This is a genomic window from Bacillus sp. FSL M7-1020 (genome assembly GCF_038050415.1).
In the GTDB taxonomy this organism is placed as follows: Bacteria; Bacillota; Bacilli; order Bacillales; family Bacillaceae_G; genus Bacillus_A; species Bacillus_A toyonensis.
The window spans coordinates 4,601,391-4,617,913 of the sequence record NZ_JBBOTW010000001.1; the positions used below are offsets into that span (position 1 = coordinate 4,601,391).

General features: G+C 35.8%; 14 protein-coding genes and 1 other annotated feature (1 of these 15 only partly in view). Of the genes, 5 read left to right on the forward strand and 9 right to left on the reverse strand.

The annotated features are described in order from the left end of the window. The first annotated feature begins 59 nt into the window (after positions 1 to 59). Complete coding sequence (locus tag MHB70_RS23810) at positions 60 to 1,229, forward strand: DUF418 domain-containing protein (protein ID WP_001076342.1); 1,170 nt, start codon at positions 60 to 62, stop codon at positions 1,227 to 1,229. A 44-nt stretch (positions 1,230 to 1,273) separates the two neighbouring features. Here MHB70_RS23810 and MHB70_RS23815 read toward each other — a convergent pair whose 3' ends face one another. The 4 genes from MHB70_RS23815 to MHB70_RS23830 form a co-directional block, all read right to left on the reverse strand. Then, positions 1,274 to 2,455 (reverse strand): NupC/NupG family nucleoside CNT transporter, encoded by a 1,182-nt coding sequence (locus MHB70_RS23815; RefSeq protein WP_000706852.1) that lies wholly within the window; start codon positions 2,453 to 2,455, stop codon positions 1,274 to 1,276. 492 nt (positions 2,456 to 2,947) lie between these two features. Then, positions 2,948 to 4,129: a NupC/NupG family nucleoside CNT transporter gene (locus MHB70_RS23820; RefSeq protein ID WP_000673857.1), complete on the reverse strand. Its 1,182-nt coding sequence runs from the start codon at positions 4,127 to 4,129 to the stop codon at positions 2,948 to 2,950. Between the two features lie 354 nt (positions 4,130 to 4,483). Next, positions 4,484 to 5,926, reverse strand: a complete 1,443-nt coding sequence (locus tag MHB70_RS23825; RefSeq protein WP_000346394.1) for an alanine/glycine:cation symporter family protein — start codon at positions 5,924 to 5,926, stop codon at positions 4,484 to 4,486. 333 nt (positions 5,927 to 6,259) lie between these two features. After that, positions 6,260 to 7,690: an alanine/glycine:cation symporter family protein gene (locus MHB70_RS23830; protein WP_001022880.1), complete on the reverse strand. Its 1,431-nt coding sequence runs from the start codon at positions 7,688 to 7,690 to the stop codon at positions 6,260 to 6,262. A gap of 307 nt (positions 7,691 to 7,997) precedes the next feature. Between MHB70_RS23830 and MHB70_RS23835 the strand changes: the two genes are divergently transcribed. Continuing rightward, positions 7,998 to 8,636 (forward strand): NAD(P)-dependent oxidoreductase, encoded by a 639-nt coding sequence (locus MHB70_RS23835; protein WP_000689915.1) that lies wholly within the window; start codon positions 7,998 to 8,000, stop codon positions 8,634 to 8,636. Positions 8,637 to 8,683: 47 nt separating this feature from the next. On the opposite strand, the gene MHB70_RS23840 is transcribed toward MHB70_RS23835, so the two are convergent. The 4 genes from MHB70_RS23840 to MHB70_RS23855 all read right to left on the reverse strand — a co-directional run bounded on the left by MHB70_RS23840 (position 8,684) and on the right by MHB70_RS23855 (position 12,085). Further along, positions 8,684 to 8,815 carry a hypothetical protein gene (locus MHB70_RS23840; RefSeq protein ID WP_002093070.1) on the reverse strand — a complete coding sequence of 44 codons (132 nt, stop codon included), beginning with the start codon at positions 8,813 to 8,815 and terminating at the stop codon, positions 8,684 to 8,686. Positions 8,816 to 8,868: 53 nt separating this feature from the next. Continuing rightward, positions 8,869 to 9,792, reverse strand: coding sequence for a thioester domain-containing protein (locus MHB70_RS23845; protein WP_061530585.1), 924 nt, complete (start codon positions 9,790 to 9,792; stop codon positions 8,869 to 8,871). 124 nt (positions 9,793 to 9,916) lie between these two features. Further along, entirely contained in the window at positions 9,917 to 10,756 is an 840-nt protein-coding gene (locus MHB70_RS23850) for an aldo/keto reductase (RefSeq protein WP_000793554.1), read from the reverse strand. A 165-nt stretch (positions 10,757 to 10,921) separates the two neighbouring features. Beyond that, positions 10,922 to 12,085, reverse strand: a complete 1,164-nt coding sequence (locus MHB70_RS23855; RefSeq protein ID WP_002049375.1) for an MFS transporter — start codon at positions 12,083 to 12,085, stop codon at positions 10,922 to 10,924. A gap of 373 nt (positions 12,086 to 12,458) precedes the next feature. Here MHB70_RS23855 and MHB70_RS23860 point away from each other — a divergent pair, with 373 nt between their 5' ends. The 3 genes from MHB70_RS23860 to MHB70_RS23870 all read left to right on the forward strand — a co-directional run bounded on the left by MHB70_RS23860 (position 12,459) and on the right by MHB70_RS23870 (position 14,902). Then, positions 12,459 to 12,803: a winged helix-turn-helix transcriptional regulator gene (locus MHB70_RS23860; protein ID WP_000760481.1), complete on the forward strand. Its 345-nt coding sequence runs from the start codon at positions 12,459 to 12,461 to the stop codon at positions 12,801 to 12,803. Positions 12,804 to 13,238: 435 nt separating this feature from the next. Further along, positions 13,239 to 13,679: a DUF1641 domain-containing protein gene (locus tag MHB70_RS23865; RefSeq protein ID WP_001115309.1), complete on the forward strand. Its 441-nt coding sequence runs from the start codon at positions 13,239 to 13,241 to the stop codon at positions 13,677 to 13,679. 44 nt (positions 13,680 to 13,723) lie between these two features. Continuing rightward, the gene (locus tag MHB70_RS23870) at positions 13,724 to 14,902 is read left to right on the forward strand and encodes an NAD(P)/FAD-dependent oxidoreductase (RefSeq protein WP_000043190.1); all 1,179 of its coding nucleotides are present in this window, start codon (positions 13,724 to 13,726) and stop codon (positions 14,900 to 14,902) included. 196 nt (positions 14,903 to 15,098) lie between these two features. Here MHB70_RS23870 and tyrS read toward each other — a convergent pair whose 3' ends face one another. After that, positions 15,099 to 16,358, reverse strand: a complete 1,260-nt coding sequence (tyrS, locus tag MHB70_RS23875) for a tyrosine--tRNA ligase (protein WP_001021114.1) — start codon at positions 16,356 to 16,358, stop codon at positions 15,099 to 15,101. A gap of 52 nt (positions 16,359 to 16,410) precedes the next feature. After that, positions 16,411 to 16,523, reverse strand: a binding site (T-box leader); it runs 104 nt beyond the window's last position.

A 16,523-nucleotide genomic window follows, 5' to 3' on the forward strand; every position in this document is an offset into this window, starting at 1 on the left:
GAGGTGGGAGTCTTACTGCTCGTTAATGCGGGATAAAACAATATGTGAGGAGAGAAAAAATGAATCAACGTGTAGAAGCTGTTGATGCAATTCGTGGTTTCGCTTTATTTGGCATTTTACTTGTTAATATAACATTAATTCAATTCGGGTTATTCGCTAATGAAAAACCCACTTATATTTTCGGAAAACTCGATGAAAGTGCTAATTGGTTTATTCAATTTTTCGGCACACAAAATTTCATTTCCCTATTCTCTTTTTTATTTGGGCTTAGCATTATTTTGTTACAAAAAAGTATTATCGCAAAAGGAAAAAAGTTTTTCCCCACATATATAAGACGTATTAGCATTCTTTTACTACTAGGTTTCATTCACGGTACCTTTATTTGGTCCGGAGATATTTTATTTGCATACGGACTTATCGGGATTTTCTTAATGATGTTTATAAATAGAAAACCAAAAACATTATTGATTTGGGCAACTATTCTACTCGCACTCATTACACTTATGTCTTATCAAACTGATCCAAATACAAATATTAATGATTTTGCTCCTTATATTGAAAAAGAGCATAAAGTTCATGAAACTGGAAGCTATATGGATCATGTCAACTTTAGGTTAACTGAAAGTCCTTTCGATTATATTGGGATTAACGGTTTCTTCGGACTAGTTTTCATATCAATTTTCGCAATAATTTTTATGTCCCCACTTTTCTTACTCGGAATGTATGTAGGAAAAAAGGGCTGGCTATTTGAGATTGATAAACACATACCTTCTATCAAAAAGATTTGGCTTATCACTGGTATTTTCTCTTTTACAATTAAAATCTTAGCCGTGTTCGTAAAGCATCCAATTTTAATTATGTTACACGATGGCCTTACATCAGTAACCATGACATTCTTTTACGGAAGCACCATTATTTTATTATTCCATTACAAAAAAGCATCGCGCTTACTAACATATATGGCGAATATGGGGAAAATGTCGGTTAGTAATTACTTAGCTCAATCCATTATCACAACAACAATTTTTTACGCATACGGCTTTGGCTTATTCGGTAAAATCGGATATTTCTTCGGTATTCTTTTGACCATTGGAATTTATACAATTCAATTATTCGTTAGCACCTATTGGCTACAGAAATACCGAATGGGCCCTATAGAATATGCGTGGAGAATGGGAACTTATTTAGAGAGACCACGATTTAAAAAAGACTTGGATAAAGCAAGTTAAACAAAAAAAGCAATGAGCCTACGCTCATTGCTTTTCTTAATTTATTAAAGCATAACCCCAACAATAATCGCTGATAATATACTTACTAACGTTGCACCGTATACAAGTTTTAGTCCGAATGATGATACAACATTTGCTTGTTTGCCATCGATACTCTTTGTTGCACCTGCGATAATTCCGATAGATGAGAAGTTCGCAAATGATACAAGGAAGATAGATAAAATACCTACTGTACGAGTTGATAAATCACCAGCTACTTTTCCAAGGTCAAGCATTGCAACGAATTCGTTCGTTACTAATTTTGTTGCCATAATTTGTCCCGCTGCTAGCATCTCTGATGTTGGAATACCCATTACGAATGCTAATGGTGAGAAGATATATCCTAAAATGCTTTGGAATGTGATTCCGAAAATTGAATCGAATACACCGTTAATTGCTGTAATTAATGCTACGAAACCGATTAACATCGCCGCTACTGTTACAGCGATAGAGAAACCAAGCATAATATATTCGCCTAACATTTCAAAGAATGTTTGTTTCTTATCTTCTTGTAATTCTAAAATATCGTCTTCTTCTTTCACTTCATATGGATTGATAATATGAACGATAATGAATCCACTAAATAAGTTTAATACAAGTGCTGTTACTACATATTTTGGATCAATCATTTTCATATAAGAACCGACGATTGACATTGATACTGTTGACATTGAAGATGCACAAAGTGTGTATAAACGATTTTTCGGTAATTTGCTTAATTGATCTTTTACTGTAATAAATACTTCACCTTGACCAACAATTGCAGCTGCTACTGCATTATATGATTCTAGTTTTCCTAAACCGTTAATTTTACTTAGTACGAAACCGACTGCACGAATGATAATCGGTAAAACTTTAATATGTTGCAAGATCCCAATTAATACCGCTAAGAAAATAATCGGTAATAATACTGTTAAGAAGAATGGTGCTTGTCCATCGTTCGCTAAACCACCAAATACGAAATTAACCCCAGCTTCCGCAAATTTTAAAATAGCGCCAAATCCATCTGCAATCCCTTTTACTAATACAAATCCGACCTTTGTATTTAATAAGAAATACGCAAGTACCAATTGAATGACAAGCATAAGTGCAATTGGCTTATATTTAATTTTCTTACGATCTGAACTTATAAGGAAACCTAGTACAAACACTACAAGTAAACCAACTAGAAACATTACTATTTTCATATGTGAATCCTCCACTTCTCCCACGAGTTATTGGTCGTATAACGAATGACGTCTGACCATTGATGTTAAAAAAATTTAAAACCCCTAAATACTATTCAACTGTTATCTAAAATCAGTAAGCGTTTACATAAATTGCAATTTATAAAAGGTAGCCTCTTCTCTCCTACCGTATTAAAAGTCTGAAATTGATACCACCTACAAATCAAATTGTAAGCGTTATCTAGAAGAAATGCAATATAAATTTTAAAAGATTTTCATATGTTAATATATTCCTAATTAATTGGTTTTTTTATGTAATTTAACCATAAAAAACGGCCCTAGCTATGAGCTAGAACCATCCTTTTTTATCCCGCATTAACTGGCAGTAAGATCCCACCTCAAAATGCAGCGAAAGCAAAGAAGTTAGGTGAGGGATCAACTGCCCGTAAATGCCCGATTGGTTCAACTAATAATCACTGGGGGATGAAGCCCCCCGCTGATTAAAGTTTCACTTTATAGCATAACACCAACGATAATCGCTGATAATATACTTACTAATGTCGCACCATACACAAGACGTAAACCGAATGATGATACAACATTTGATTGGTTTTCATCGATACCTTTCGTTGCACCTGCGATAATTCCAATTGATGAGAAGTTCGCAAATGATACAAGGAATACAGAAAGAATACCTACTGTACGAGCTGATAAATCACCAGCTACTTTGCCAAGATCAAGCATCGCAACAAACTCGTTTGATACTAATTTTGTTGCCATAATTTGTCCCGCTGTTACCATCTCTGCTTGCGGGATACCCATTACGAATGCTAATGGTGAGAAAATATATCCTAAAATAGCTTGGAATGTAATACCGAACACTGAATCAAACAAGCTATTGATTGCTGTAATTAATGCTACGAAACCAAGTAACATTGCTGCTACCGTAATTGCAATCGTGAAACCAAGCATAATATATTCGCTTAACATTTCAAAGAATGATTGCTTTTTCTTATTTTCTAACTTCAGTGTATCTTCTTCTTCCGTAATATCGTACGGGTTAATAATATGAATAATAATGAAACCACTAAATAAATTTAATACAAGTGCTGTTACTACATATTTTGGCTCGATCATTTTCATATAAGAACCAACGATTGACATTGATACTGTCGACATTGAAGATGCACATAATGTATATAAACGATGTTTTGGGATTTTACTTAATTGATCTTTTACTGTAATAAATACTTCCGCTTGTCCAACAATTGCAGCTGCTACTGCATTATATGATTCTAATTTCCCTAAACCATTTACTTTACTTAACAAAGTACCAATAGCACGAATAAATATCGGTAAAATCTTAAAGTGTTGTAAAATTCCGATTAATACTGCGAAGAATACGATTGGTAATAATGCAGTTAAGAAGAATGAAACTTCTCCTTTATTAACAAGGCCACCAAATACGAAAACGATTCCAGCTTCCGCATACCCAAGAAGTGCGCCAAATCCATCTGAAATTCCTTTTACTAAAATATAACCCACTTGCGTATTTAATAAGAAATACGATAATGCTAACTGAATTACAAGCATGAGTGCGATTGGTTTATACTTAATCTTCTTTCGATCGGCACTTATAAGAAAACCGAGTACGAATACAACGAGTAATCCTACAAGAAACATAACAAACTTCATTAATAAAATCCTCCATTTAACTCTTCATTAACGTTGAACGTCTGACCATTCAAAACAAGAAATAATCCGAACTTTCCATTTCTCCACCAAAACACTTAACTGGATATGAAAAATCATAAAACCTCTTGTCTCAAAGGCATTTTCCATTCTATCATAAATCCCAACTCATATCCGCACTTTTCTAAAAAAAATTACATTTTATTATAAAAACCTCATTAATGTTCGTCTTTTGCCCCTTTCTCCTGTTTTATAACTACACAAAAAACGAGCATCAAATTTCACTGATGCTCGTTCTATCTTTTATCCCGCTATTTGCCGGGCAGTAAAACTCCCACTGATTAAAGTTTCACTTTATTATACAGCTTTTTCTTTATCTGCTACTTCCGGCTTATCCCAACACTCTGTATTGTTCAACCCTGGAATAGACTCCGCATAAAAGACTGGATCTTTTCCTTGTTTCTTTTGCTTTACGTAATCTGATAACGCTGCGAAAGCGTACTTAGAAAGGAATACAATTGCCACTAAGTTAATAACAGCCATAATCCCCATAAATAAATCTGCTAAGTCCCAAACGATTTGAATTGTTGCTACAGATCCTAACATAACCATACCAAGTACAGCAATGCGGTATGCCGTTAATAACACTTTACTTCCATTTAAGAACTCAATATTTGTTTCACCATAGTAGTAGTTACCTACTAATGAGCTGAATGCAAATAAGAAGATTGCAACCGCTACAAATACAGATGCCCACGGTCCGATATGTTGGCTTAACGCTTGTTGCGTCAATTGAATTCCATTTAAATCAGCTGCACCAGGTACATCAGATAATAAAATGATGAACGCTGTACAACTACAAATTAATAATGTATCTGTAAATACCCCTAAAGTTTGAATGAAACCTTGTTTAACTGGGTGCGTTACGTTCGCAGTCGCTGCTGCGTTCGGTGCACTACCCATACCAGCTTCATTTGAGAATAATCCACGTTTTACTCCTAGTAAAATCGCAGCTCCTAATCCCCCACCAACTACTTCTTTAATTCCGAATGCATGTAAGAAGATTTCTTTAAATACATACGGAATTGCCGTAATGTTTGTTACAACAACGAATAATGCAACTGCTACATATATAATTGCCATTACCGGAACAATCATTTCAACCGCACGCGCAATTCGCTTAACCCCACCGAAAATAATGATTGCAAGTAAACCAGCCATAAACAGACCTACAAGTCTACTATCCATTTTAAATGCGCCATCAAAAGCTGCCGCTACTGTGTTTGACTGTACTGCATTAAAAATCAATCCGAAACTCACTGTTATTAGAACAGAGAAAACAACACCTAACCAGCGTTTCTTTAAACCCTTTTCCATATAATACGCTGGGCCCCCACGGAATGCGTTCCCATCTTTTACTTTATAAATTTGCGCTAATGTGCTCTCTACAAACGCAGAAGCACCCCCAATTACCGCAATTAACCACATCCAAAATACAGCACCTGGACCACCTGCTGAGATTGCAATAGCTACACCAGCTAAGTTACCAGTACCTACACGAGAAGCTGTACTCATACAAAATGCTTGGAATGATGATACACCGCTTTTTTCTTTTTGCGCTTTTCTTGTCTTTGAACTCGCCCCGTCCCCAAGTAGGCGAATCATTTCTCCAAAGTAGCGAATTTGGACGAATTTCACACGAAATGAAAAATAGAGTCCTAATCCAATTAACATCGCGATAATGATATATGACCAAAGGACATTATTTACATCCCCAATTACTTTAGCTAAAAAATCCATAATCGAATTGCCCCCTCTTCCTAACAATAAGAAAATTATATTCTAAAAACTTTTAGTAATCAAGAACTTTATGTTAGGTTTTATGACATGATTAAGTTAGATTTCTTAACATACATATGTTTTTCACTTAAAACTATAACCAATACGTGCATTTATCCACTACTCAATCACTCATCCTATTCGACCAATCATACTTTTAAGACAGTACGTTGCCTACAAATAACGAGAGAAATGAACAAACAAAAATTATATTAATAATTACCTTTCACCCTTCTCATCATTTACTACAACAAAAAAGGCGAGCATCAAATTCCTCTCGATGCTCGCCTTTTCTTATACTGCTTTTTCTTTATCCGTTACCGCTGGCTTATCCCAACACTCTGTATTCGTTAAACCAGGAATAGAATCTGCACTGAAGACTGGATCTTTTCCTTGTTTCTTTTGCTTTACATAGTCTGCCAACGCAGCATACGCAAATCGTCCAAGAAGTGTAATCGCAATTAAGTTTGTAATTACCATTAGACCCATAAATAAATCCGCCATATTCCATACGACTTTAAGCGTCGCAACAGAACCGAATAATACCATTGCAACTACCGCAATACGGTAAATTGTTAACCAAGCTTTACTTTGTTTAATGAATTCAATATTCGTTTCACCATAATAGTAGTTTCCTAGAAGTGAACTAAATGCAAATAAGAAAATAATAATCGCTAAGAAGCTACTTGCCCATGGGCCGATTTGTGAACTTAATGCGTTTTGTGTTAATTCAATACCTTCTAAATTTGTTGCTTTATATGCACCAGAACATAATACGATAAACGCTGTTGATGTACATACTAAAAATGTATCTACTAAAACCCCGATTGTTTGAATAAAACCTTGTTTCGCTGGATGCGTTACATCAGCTGTTGCTGCCGCGTTCGGCGCACTACCCATACCTGCTTCATTCGCAAATAACCCGCGCTGAATACCAAATTTCATTGCAGCACCGATACCGCCACCTACAGCTGAATCTAAACCGAATGCACCTTTAAAGATTTCTGTAAATACATCTGGTATTAAATAGAAGTTTTTAATAACAACGAAAATAGCTACTGCAATATAAATAAGTGCCATTGGCGGAACAATCATTTCTGACATACGCGCAATACTTTTCACACCACCAAAAATAATAACTGCAACTAATGCCGCTAATACAATCCCAACAATATAACGCTCTAAACCGAATGCATTTTCAAATGCTAACGTAACTGTATTCGCTTGTACTGAGTTGAAAATTAAACCGTAACTAATTGTGATTAGAATAGAGAACCAAATTCCCATCCAACGTTTATTTAAACCTTTTTCCATATAATAAGCAGGACCACCACGGAAGCCACTGCCATCTTTTATTTTATAAATTTGCGCAAGTGTACTTTCCACGAAACTTGAAGACGCCCCGATAATTGCAATAACCCACATCCAAAATACAGCTCCTGGTCCTCCCATAGAAATAGCTAGCGCTACACCAGCTAAGTTTCCGATACCGATACGAGCTGCTGAACTCATACAGAACGCTTGGAAAGAAGATACGCTACCCTTTTTACGTGTCTTACCAGTTAGTCCATCACTCATTAATCGAACCATTTCTCCTAAATGAGTAATTTGTACGAATTTTAATTTAATAGAAAAATAAAGCCCTAAACCAATTAGCATTGCAATAAGAACATATGACCAAAGAATCGTATTCGTTGATGAAACGAATTGATCTAAAATATTCATACAATTAACCCCTCCTTTTCTCCATAAATCGAATTATATTCAAAAAATATTCAAAAATCAACATTTTTCGACATCTTATAACTTCCAAATATTAGGTTTCTCTACGTAAATACATCCTTCTTTTATGACTCCACTTTCAGTAGCTGTGCATACTAAAACAAAAAATAATTTCATAAACAACACCATTGACAAAAATATATAACTGTAACTATAATAGTTACATCAGGTTGTAACTAACCTAATTACATTACATTCATTCATTCATTTCAGATATACACTTTAACAAAACACTTTGGAGGGATTTATTATGAAAATCGGAATCATCGGAGCAACTGGTAAAGCTGGAAGCCGTATTTTAAAAGAAGCATTAGATCGTGGACATGAAGTTACTGCAATTGTAAGAAATGCTGCGAAAATTACAGAAAAAAATGTAAAAGTTTTAGAGAAAGATGTATTCGCTCTTACATCTAACGATCTACAAGCATTCGATGTAGTTGTAAATGCTTTCGGTGCTCCAGCAGGACAAGAGCATCTTCACGTAGATGCAGGAAATGTACTGATTGAAGCTGTGAAAGGTGCACCACATACAAAATTACTTGTAGTTGGTGGAGCTGGAAGCTTATTTGTAGACGAAGAGAAAACAACACGTGTATTTGATACACCAGGTTTCCCGGGCGAATACCTTGCAACAGCTCAAAACCAAGGTAAAAACTTAGAAATCTTACAACAAACAAATGACATCACTTGGACATTCATCAGCCCTTCTGCACTATTCGCATTAGGAAAACGCACTGGCTCTTACACAGCTGGTAAAGACAATCTTCTTGTTAACTCAAAAGGCGATAGCTATGTAAGTTACGAAGACTTCGCAGTAGCAGCACTTGATGAAATCGAAAATCCAAAACATGTGAACGAACGCTTCACAGTAGTTTCTGAAGCTGAATAATACGAAAAAGCTCGTAAAACATTATGTTTTACGAGCTTTTTTATTTTTTAAGCTTTTACCTCTTGTATACCTTCTGTTCTTTCGAAACCTTGTTTCGTAATTTTAAAGAATACGTCATGTATACCATACTCAAATAACATACCATTAAATTGTTCTGTCAATGCTTTCGTATTTTCCATTCCTTCTAATCCATGTATATAAAAAGCATCGGCAAATGCCAATGCTTTTTATACTATCTTTTAATTTGATTTGGTTTATGTGGTTCGTTTGGAGTATACGGTTTATTCGGTTTCTGTGGTCCTTCAGACTTTTTCCAACTCACCGCTAATTCCGGACTTGTTTTCTCTTCACTACGTTCTAATAATACAACCGCATTTTGAATCGTCGGTGTTCCTTTATGCGCAATCCCTTGTAATTTCGTTAAATTTCCTGATACTTTAAAGCTAAATCCACCTGCTGGTGTTTGTTTTGGAATTAAAATGCGGAACTTTTCTCCTACATTAAATTCATTTCTTGCTTCGCCTTTTTCATTTACAAATTTCACACCAGCTGGTGCACCTGTTGCTTGCACTTTATACGTTCCGCTTTTTGCATTCGTTTCTACTGTATATAAACCTGTTTCAAAGAAATCATTTTTTAATACTGCTTCTTGTTCTTCTGTAGGAGTTACACTCATCGTAATTTCTTGTAACTCTTCACTCGCATTTGCCTTTGCAACTATGTCTTTCGTTACTTTCTCTACGTTTTTATTACGGAAATCTAAATCGTTAATATCGATTTGTTTTAATGCATTCCATACTGCAAGCTGTGTTGCGTAATGTGCTTCTCTCCAATCGGAAACGCCTAATTCTTGCGGACTCTTTTGTGGATATCCATTTAATAGTACACGGTACACGTTAATATCCACTTTTCCCATTTCCGGTAAATCTTGACCACTTGGAGATTTCAAATCTACATTTAAGCAAAATGCAATTTTTCCATCTGCCGTTTTAATAAGCTCTGTTCGGATTGGTCTTTTCTTTGACTTACTATAACTCCAATCCATTTCATACTTTGTATGGTCCATAACTTCTGCAAATGCTTTTTGAAGTGGGAATAATACAAATAAAACACTTAAAAAAACAGCTAAAAGTTTGAACGATTGCTTTATATTCATGTTTTACAACCCCTTATGAAATAACAAATTTACTAATAAGTAGTATTTAGTTAGAATTTTTTTTTATACATAAACACAACAAAAAGAGTGCAAATAATTTGCACTCTTTTTCTCTACTTTAATCTTAGAAATCGAAGTTATCAGGATCTGGACCAACGCGGTGATTTTGGTTTAATGCATCGATTTTTTCCATATCTTCTTTTGTTAATTCAAAGTTAAATACATCAGCATTTGCAATAATACGGTGTTCTTTCGTTGATTTTGGAATTGTAATAACTCCATTTTGTAAGTCCCAACGTAAGATAACTTGCGCTGTTGTTTTACCGTGTTTATCAGCAATTTCTTGTAATGTTTCGTTATCTAATAATTGACCTTGCATAAGTGGTGACCATGCTTCCATTTGAATACCTTGTTCTTTACAGAAAGCTTGTAATTCTTTTTGTGTTAAACGAGGGTGATATTCTACTTGGTTAATCATTGGCTTAATTTCTGCATCTTTCATTACATCTTGTAAGTGATGAATTTGGAAGTTACTTACGCCAATTGCACGTACACGCTCTTCTTTATAAAGTGTTTCTAGCGCTTTCCATGTATCTTTATATTTTCCTTCTACAGGCCAGTGAACAAGGTATAAATCTAAATAATCTAGTTCTAATTTTTTTAAGCTCTCTTCATATGCAGCAATTGTTTCGTCATATCCTTGATCTGCGTTCCATACTTTTGAAGTGATAAATAATTCTTCTCTTGAAATACCAGTCGCTTCAATACCTGCACGGATTCCTTCACCTACAGCTTTTTCATTTCCGTAAATTGCAGCTGTATCGATGCTACGGTATCCTGCTTTAATCGCTGATTTAATTGCTTCTACAAGTTCTGGTCCTTCTTCTACTTTAAATACACCTAAACCGAACCAAGGCATTTCTACACCATTATTTAATACTGTTTTACTTTGTAAGTTTTTCATTTTATTTTCTCTCCTTTTATCCCGCATTAACGGGCAGTAAAATTCCCACTTCAAAATTCGGCTGAAGCAAAGACGTTAGGTGGGAGATAAACTGCCCGTAAACGCCCGATTGGTTCAACTAATAATCATTGGTGGAAGAACACCCCCACTGATTAAAGTTTCACTTTATTTTACTTGATCTCTTTTTTCTAATGTCATACTCCATGCTGTTAAAATAACAGCACCTACTACCATAAGGCCGCCTACCCAAGCAGTATGGATTAACCCTAACGAATTCGTTACAAGGCCACCTATATAAGAACCTAAAGCGATTCCTCCGTTAAATGCGGCAATATTAATTGCTGAAGCAACATCAACCGCACTTGGAACAAAGCGCTCTGCCAATATAACTACATATACTTGTAGCCCCGGAACATTCATAAACGCAAATAGTCCCATGAAAATAATTGTGATTAATCCAGCTACTTTAAACGGCGCTGTAAATGTTAAAACAAATAATATAATCGCTTGAATAAGGAACATGTAGAATAGCGCTCGAATTGGATTATGATTCGATAATTTTCCGCCGACCATATTCCCTATCGCAATGGCGATTCCATACACTAATAAAATGATGGTAACGGTACTTGCTTCAAATCCTGTTACTTCTTGTAATAACGGTGATAAATACGTAAATGTTACGAATGTACCGCCGTATCCAAGTGCAGTAATAATGAAAACAAGTAACAGTCTTCCATTTTTAATTAGTTTAAATTGATCACGAAACGATACAGGTACACCATTTTTTAAATTAGATGGGACGAGTATACTATTTGCGATGAAAGCAATAATTCCAATTACAACGATCGCCATAAATGACACTCTCCAGCCAAACTCTTGACCGATAAATGTTCCAATTGGCACACCAGTAATAGTCGCGACTGTTAATCCAGTAAACATAATCGCAATTGCGCTAGCACGTTTATTCTCTGGTACGATTGCAGCCGCAATTGTAGATCCTATCGACATAAACACACCGTGTGCAAATGCAGCTACAATCCTTGCGATAATTAATACAGTGAAGCTTGTTGCTACCGCCGCAATGCCATTACCAATAATGAAAACAACCATAATCCACATTAATAATGTCTTTCGCGACATACTAGCCGTTAACGCTGTTAAAACAGGAGCTCCTACTGCCGCTCCTAACGCATATAAGGAAACCGTTAAACCAGCTGTTGTAACCGAGACATTTAAATCTTTTGAAATAGATGGTAGTAAACCGACACTAATAAACTCGGTCGTACCAATCCCAAACGCACTAATTGCTAGTGCTAATAAAGCAAACATACTTCTTCGATTCGTCTGAACTTCCGAAGATGGTACTGTATATGAACTCAATTGAATTCCTCCTTATTACAAGAAATCCAATCATAATAGTATGATAAAAGGGCCCTTCTATCTTCTAAAACATATATTTCATACTTACAAATGCTATTATGAATGGTTTCATCCTTTTTTTGAAGAACGCACTTTAAAGTACGATAGGCACCAAAAAGTAACATAGTCACTTTTCAGTACCGTACTACTCATTTGCCTCTTACATGTGCTATTATGAAACATATTTAACATAATAAAAAGTACGTACTTTAAAGTGCTATAGGTACTAAAAAGTAACATTTATATTATTTAACTTACTTCGCTCACAAAAGGAGGGTTTCATATGAAGAAATACAATATTCCTGTAGAGGCGACTTTAGAAGTTATCGGCGGCAAATGGAAAGTTGTTATTCTTTGTCACTTAACGAAAGGTACAAAGAGAACGAGTGAACTAAAACGCTCAATGCCTGGTATTACACAAAAAATGTTAACGCAGCAATTACGTGAATTAGAAGACGACGGCGTTATTCAAAGAAAAGTATACAATCAAGTCCCACCAAAAGTAGAATATTCTCTTACTGATTACGGTTGGTCTTTAGAATCGATTCTTGATTCTCTTTGTTCTTGGGGCGAATGCCATCTTGAAAAAGAAGGTAACACATCGATGCTAATTGCGGAAGGTGAATAATAGGAAAAAGGAAAAAACGAACATGAATTTGTTCGTTTTTTCCTTTTTTTCTATATATATATGTACATTTCTAACTGAAACAAAATATTTTATACGCTTTCATACCTTGTCAGCACTACGTTATACACTCAATATCAAATAATTAGGAATCATTTTTATGTTAACATAGGTGTATATAGTATATAATATAGGATATATATTATATACACTTTCCGGTAACGGAGCTTTTCCATTATGCGGACAAGCCATATATCGGACAGTTCATAAATAATAAGTAAGACGTTATGGTTTTAGATTTATGTTTGCAGCTTAGTTGCTGTCATAAATTTAAAGGCATTTTATTGTGTTTTGTGAAACTTTGTATAAAGTTTCGTAAACGGTTACTATCTTACTTATAAAAAATAAGAGTATTGCTATCGTAAAGGAGAATTGGAGATGCCAGAAACTATGACTCAAACAAAGCCAGAACAAGAAACTGTACAAATTTCTGCTAGCCAAGGACAACTTGATGTACTTGATCAGTTGTTAAAACCTGAGGTACAAGAATCATTAACAACACTAGTAGAACAGCTTCCAAAATTAACTGAGCTTGTTAACATTTTAACTAAGTCTTATGACTTCGCTCAAACTGTTGCTACTGATGAAGTATTAAAAAGCGACACTGTTGGTGCAATCACAGAGCTTGTAGAGCCTGTAAAAGATACAGTGAAAAGCATGGCTGCAACTGCAATCGAAGCGAAAGATCGTGCTGACGAAAGCAACGAAGTTATCGGCCTATTCGGTCTATTAAAATTACTAAAAGACCCACAAGCACAAAAAATGTTCCGCTTTGTGAACGCATATCTTCAAATTAGTGCAGAACGTAACAATAAATAATTTAACTTATAACAACAATTAGTAAAGACGGGGGATATCATACTATGTCAAAACAAATTGTCATCTTAGGCGCTGGTTATGGCGGTCTTCTTGCCGCTTTAAACGTACGTAAATTTTACAGCAAATCAGAAGCACAAGTTACAGTGATTAACCAATACCCAACACACCAAATCATCACTGAACTACATCGCCTTGCAGCTGGTAACGTTGCTGAGCAAGCAATTGCAATGCCACTTACAAAGCTTTTCAAAGGTAAAGATATCGATCTTAAAATCGCAACAGTTGAGTCATTCTCAGTTGATAGCAAAGAAATCAAACTAGCTGGTGGCACTACATTATCTTACGATGCACTTGTAGTTGCTTTAGGAAGTAAAACTGCTTACTTCGGTATTCCAGGACTAGAAGAAAACAGCATGGTATTAAAATCTGCTGCTGATGCAAACAAAATCTACAAACACGTTGAAGACCGTATTCGTGAATACGCGAAAACGAAAAACGAAGCGGATGCTACAATCGTAATCGGTGGTGGCGGATTAACTGGCGTTGAGCTAGTTGGTGAGCTTGCTGACATTATGCCTAAACTTGCAAAAAGCCACGGCGTAAATCCAAAAGAAGTTAAACTTCTTCTTGTTGAAGCAGGTCCAAAAATCCTTCCAGTATTACCAGACCACTTAATCGAACGTGCAACTACTAGCCTAGAAGCACGCGGTGTTACATTCTTAACTGGTCTTCCTGTAACAAACGTTGCTGGCAATGAAATCGACTTAAAAGACGGTCAAAAACTTGTTGCTAACACATTCGTTTGGACAGGCGGCGTACAAGGTAACCCATTAATCGGTGAATCAGGTCTTGAAGTAAACCGTGGTCGTGCAACAGTTGATGCATACCTACAATCTACTTCTCATAAAGACGTATTCGTTGCTGGAGACAGCGCTGTTGTCTTCGCTCCAGACGGACGTCCATACCCACCAACTGCACAAATCGCTTGGCAAATGGGTGAGTTAATTGGATACAACTTATACGCAGCACTAGAAGGCAAAGCATTCGAAGAGTTCGCACCTGTAAACTCTGGAACACTTGCTAGTCTAGGACGTAAAGATGCTGTTGCTACAATTGGAGCAAGCAATACTCCACTTAAAGGCTTACCAGCATCATTAATGAAAGAAGCAAGTAACGTTCGTTACTTATCACACATTAAAGGTCTATTCAGCTTAGCTTACTAATCTGAATATAAGCCCGAATCATGCCCGGCATGGTTCGGGCTATTTTTATCCGTAATATTCTCTACTTACTTATATTCGGCAAAGAGATACTATAACCCTTTTTAATTATCTAAATATACTGACTTTTTTGTGTCGGAATTGTGTATATGAAAAGAGTGAAAGCATCTTTCTTACTTCCACTCTTCCACAAAAATTATTATCCCAATTTCACTAAGCTGTAGTTCTTCTTCCCTTTACGAATAATAATAAATCTTCCATCAAATGAATTTTCTACAGTAACATCCGTACCTACATCCGTTACTTTCTCACCATTCATAGAAATCGCACCGTTATTAATGTCTTCACGAGCTTGACGTCTAGATGGTTCAATCCCTAAATCAACTAGCCACTCTACAATATTTTTCGTCTCTTTGGAAGACTGGAATGTCGGCATCTCTTTAAAGCCTTGTTCAATTTCATCAGCTGTTAACGATTTAATATCTCCGCTAAATAATGCCGAGGTAATTTTCACAGCTTGCAATAATGCCTCTTCTCCATGAACGAATTTCGTCATTTCTTCGCCTAACACTTTTTGCGCTTCACGTTTATGAGGCTCGGCTTCTACCTTCGTTGCCAATTCATCAATTCGCTCTTTCGCTAAGAATGTAAAGTATTTCAAGTATTTAATTACATCACGATCATCTGTATTCACCCAGAACTGGTAAAATTCAAATGGCGTTGTTTTTTCAGCATCAAGCCAAACCGCACCACTTGCTGATTTTCCAAATTTCGTACCGTCTGATTTTAATAATAACGGAATTGTTAGTCCAAATACTTTCGCCTCATGTCCTTCTAACTTACGAATTAAATCTAACCCGCTCGTAATATTTCCCCATTGGTCACTACCACCAATTTGCAGTTGAACATCTTCTTTCGTGTATAAATGATGGAAATCCATCGCTTGCAAGATTTGGTACGTGAATTCTGTAAAAGAAATGCCTGTATCTAAACGACTTGCTACAATATCCTTCGCTAACATGCTATTGATGCTAAAGTTTTTCCCGTAATCACGTAAAAACTCAATAATGTTTATTTCATGTGTCCAGTCGTAGTTATTTACCATCTTCACTTCGCTATTTCCACCGAAATCAAATAGCTTTTTCATTTGCGCTGTTAACGCATCTACATTATGCTGCACTACTTCTAAAGTTTGCAGTTGACGCTCTGATTGACGTCCACTTGGATCACCAATTGTTCCTGTTGCCCCGCCAATTAAAATAACCGGATGATGACCAGCTAATTGGAATCTCTTCATCATCATAAACGGAATCAAATGTCCGATATGCATACTATCACCAGTTGGATCTACTCCGCAGTATAGTGAAATCTTTTTCTCTTCTACTAACTTACGTAAACCTTCTTCATCCGTCTGTTGATTCACAGCACCGCGCCATTCTAATTCATCAATAATATTCATCTTTTGTCATCCCCTTTATTTTTTTAAAACAAAAAAGCCCCTATGTCTATGACATAGGGACGATTATTCACCGTGTTACCACCCAGTTTGCATAAATAGCATAGCTATTCATACCACTCTTAGCAATAATATCGATTGCTACTCCGCTTAGCGTTACCTAAGATA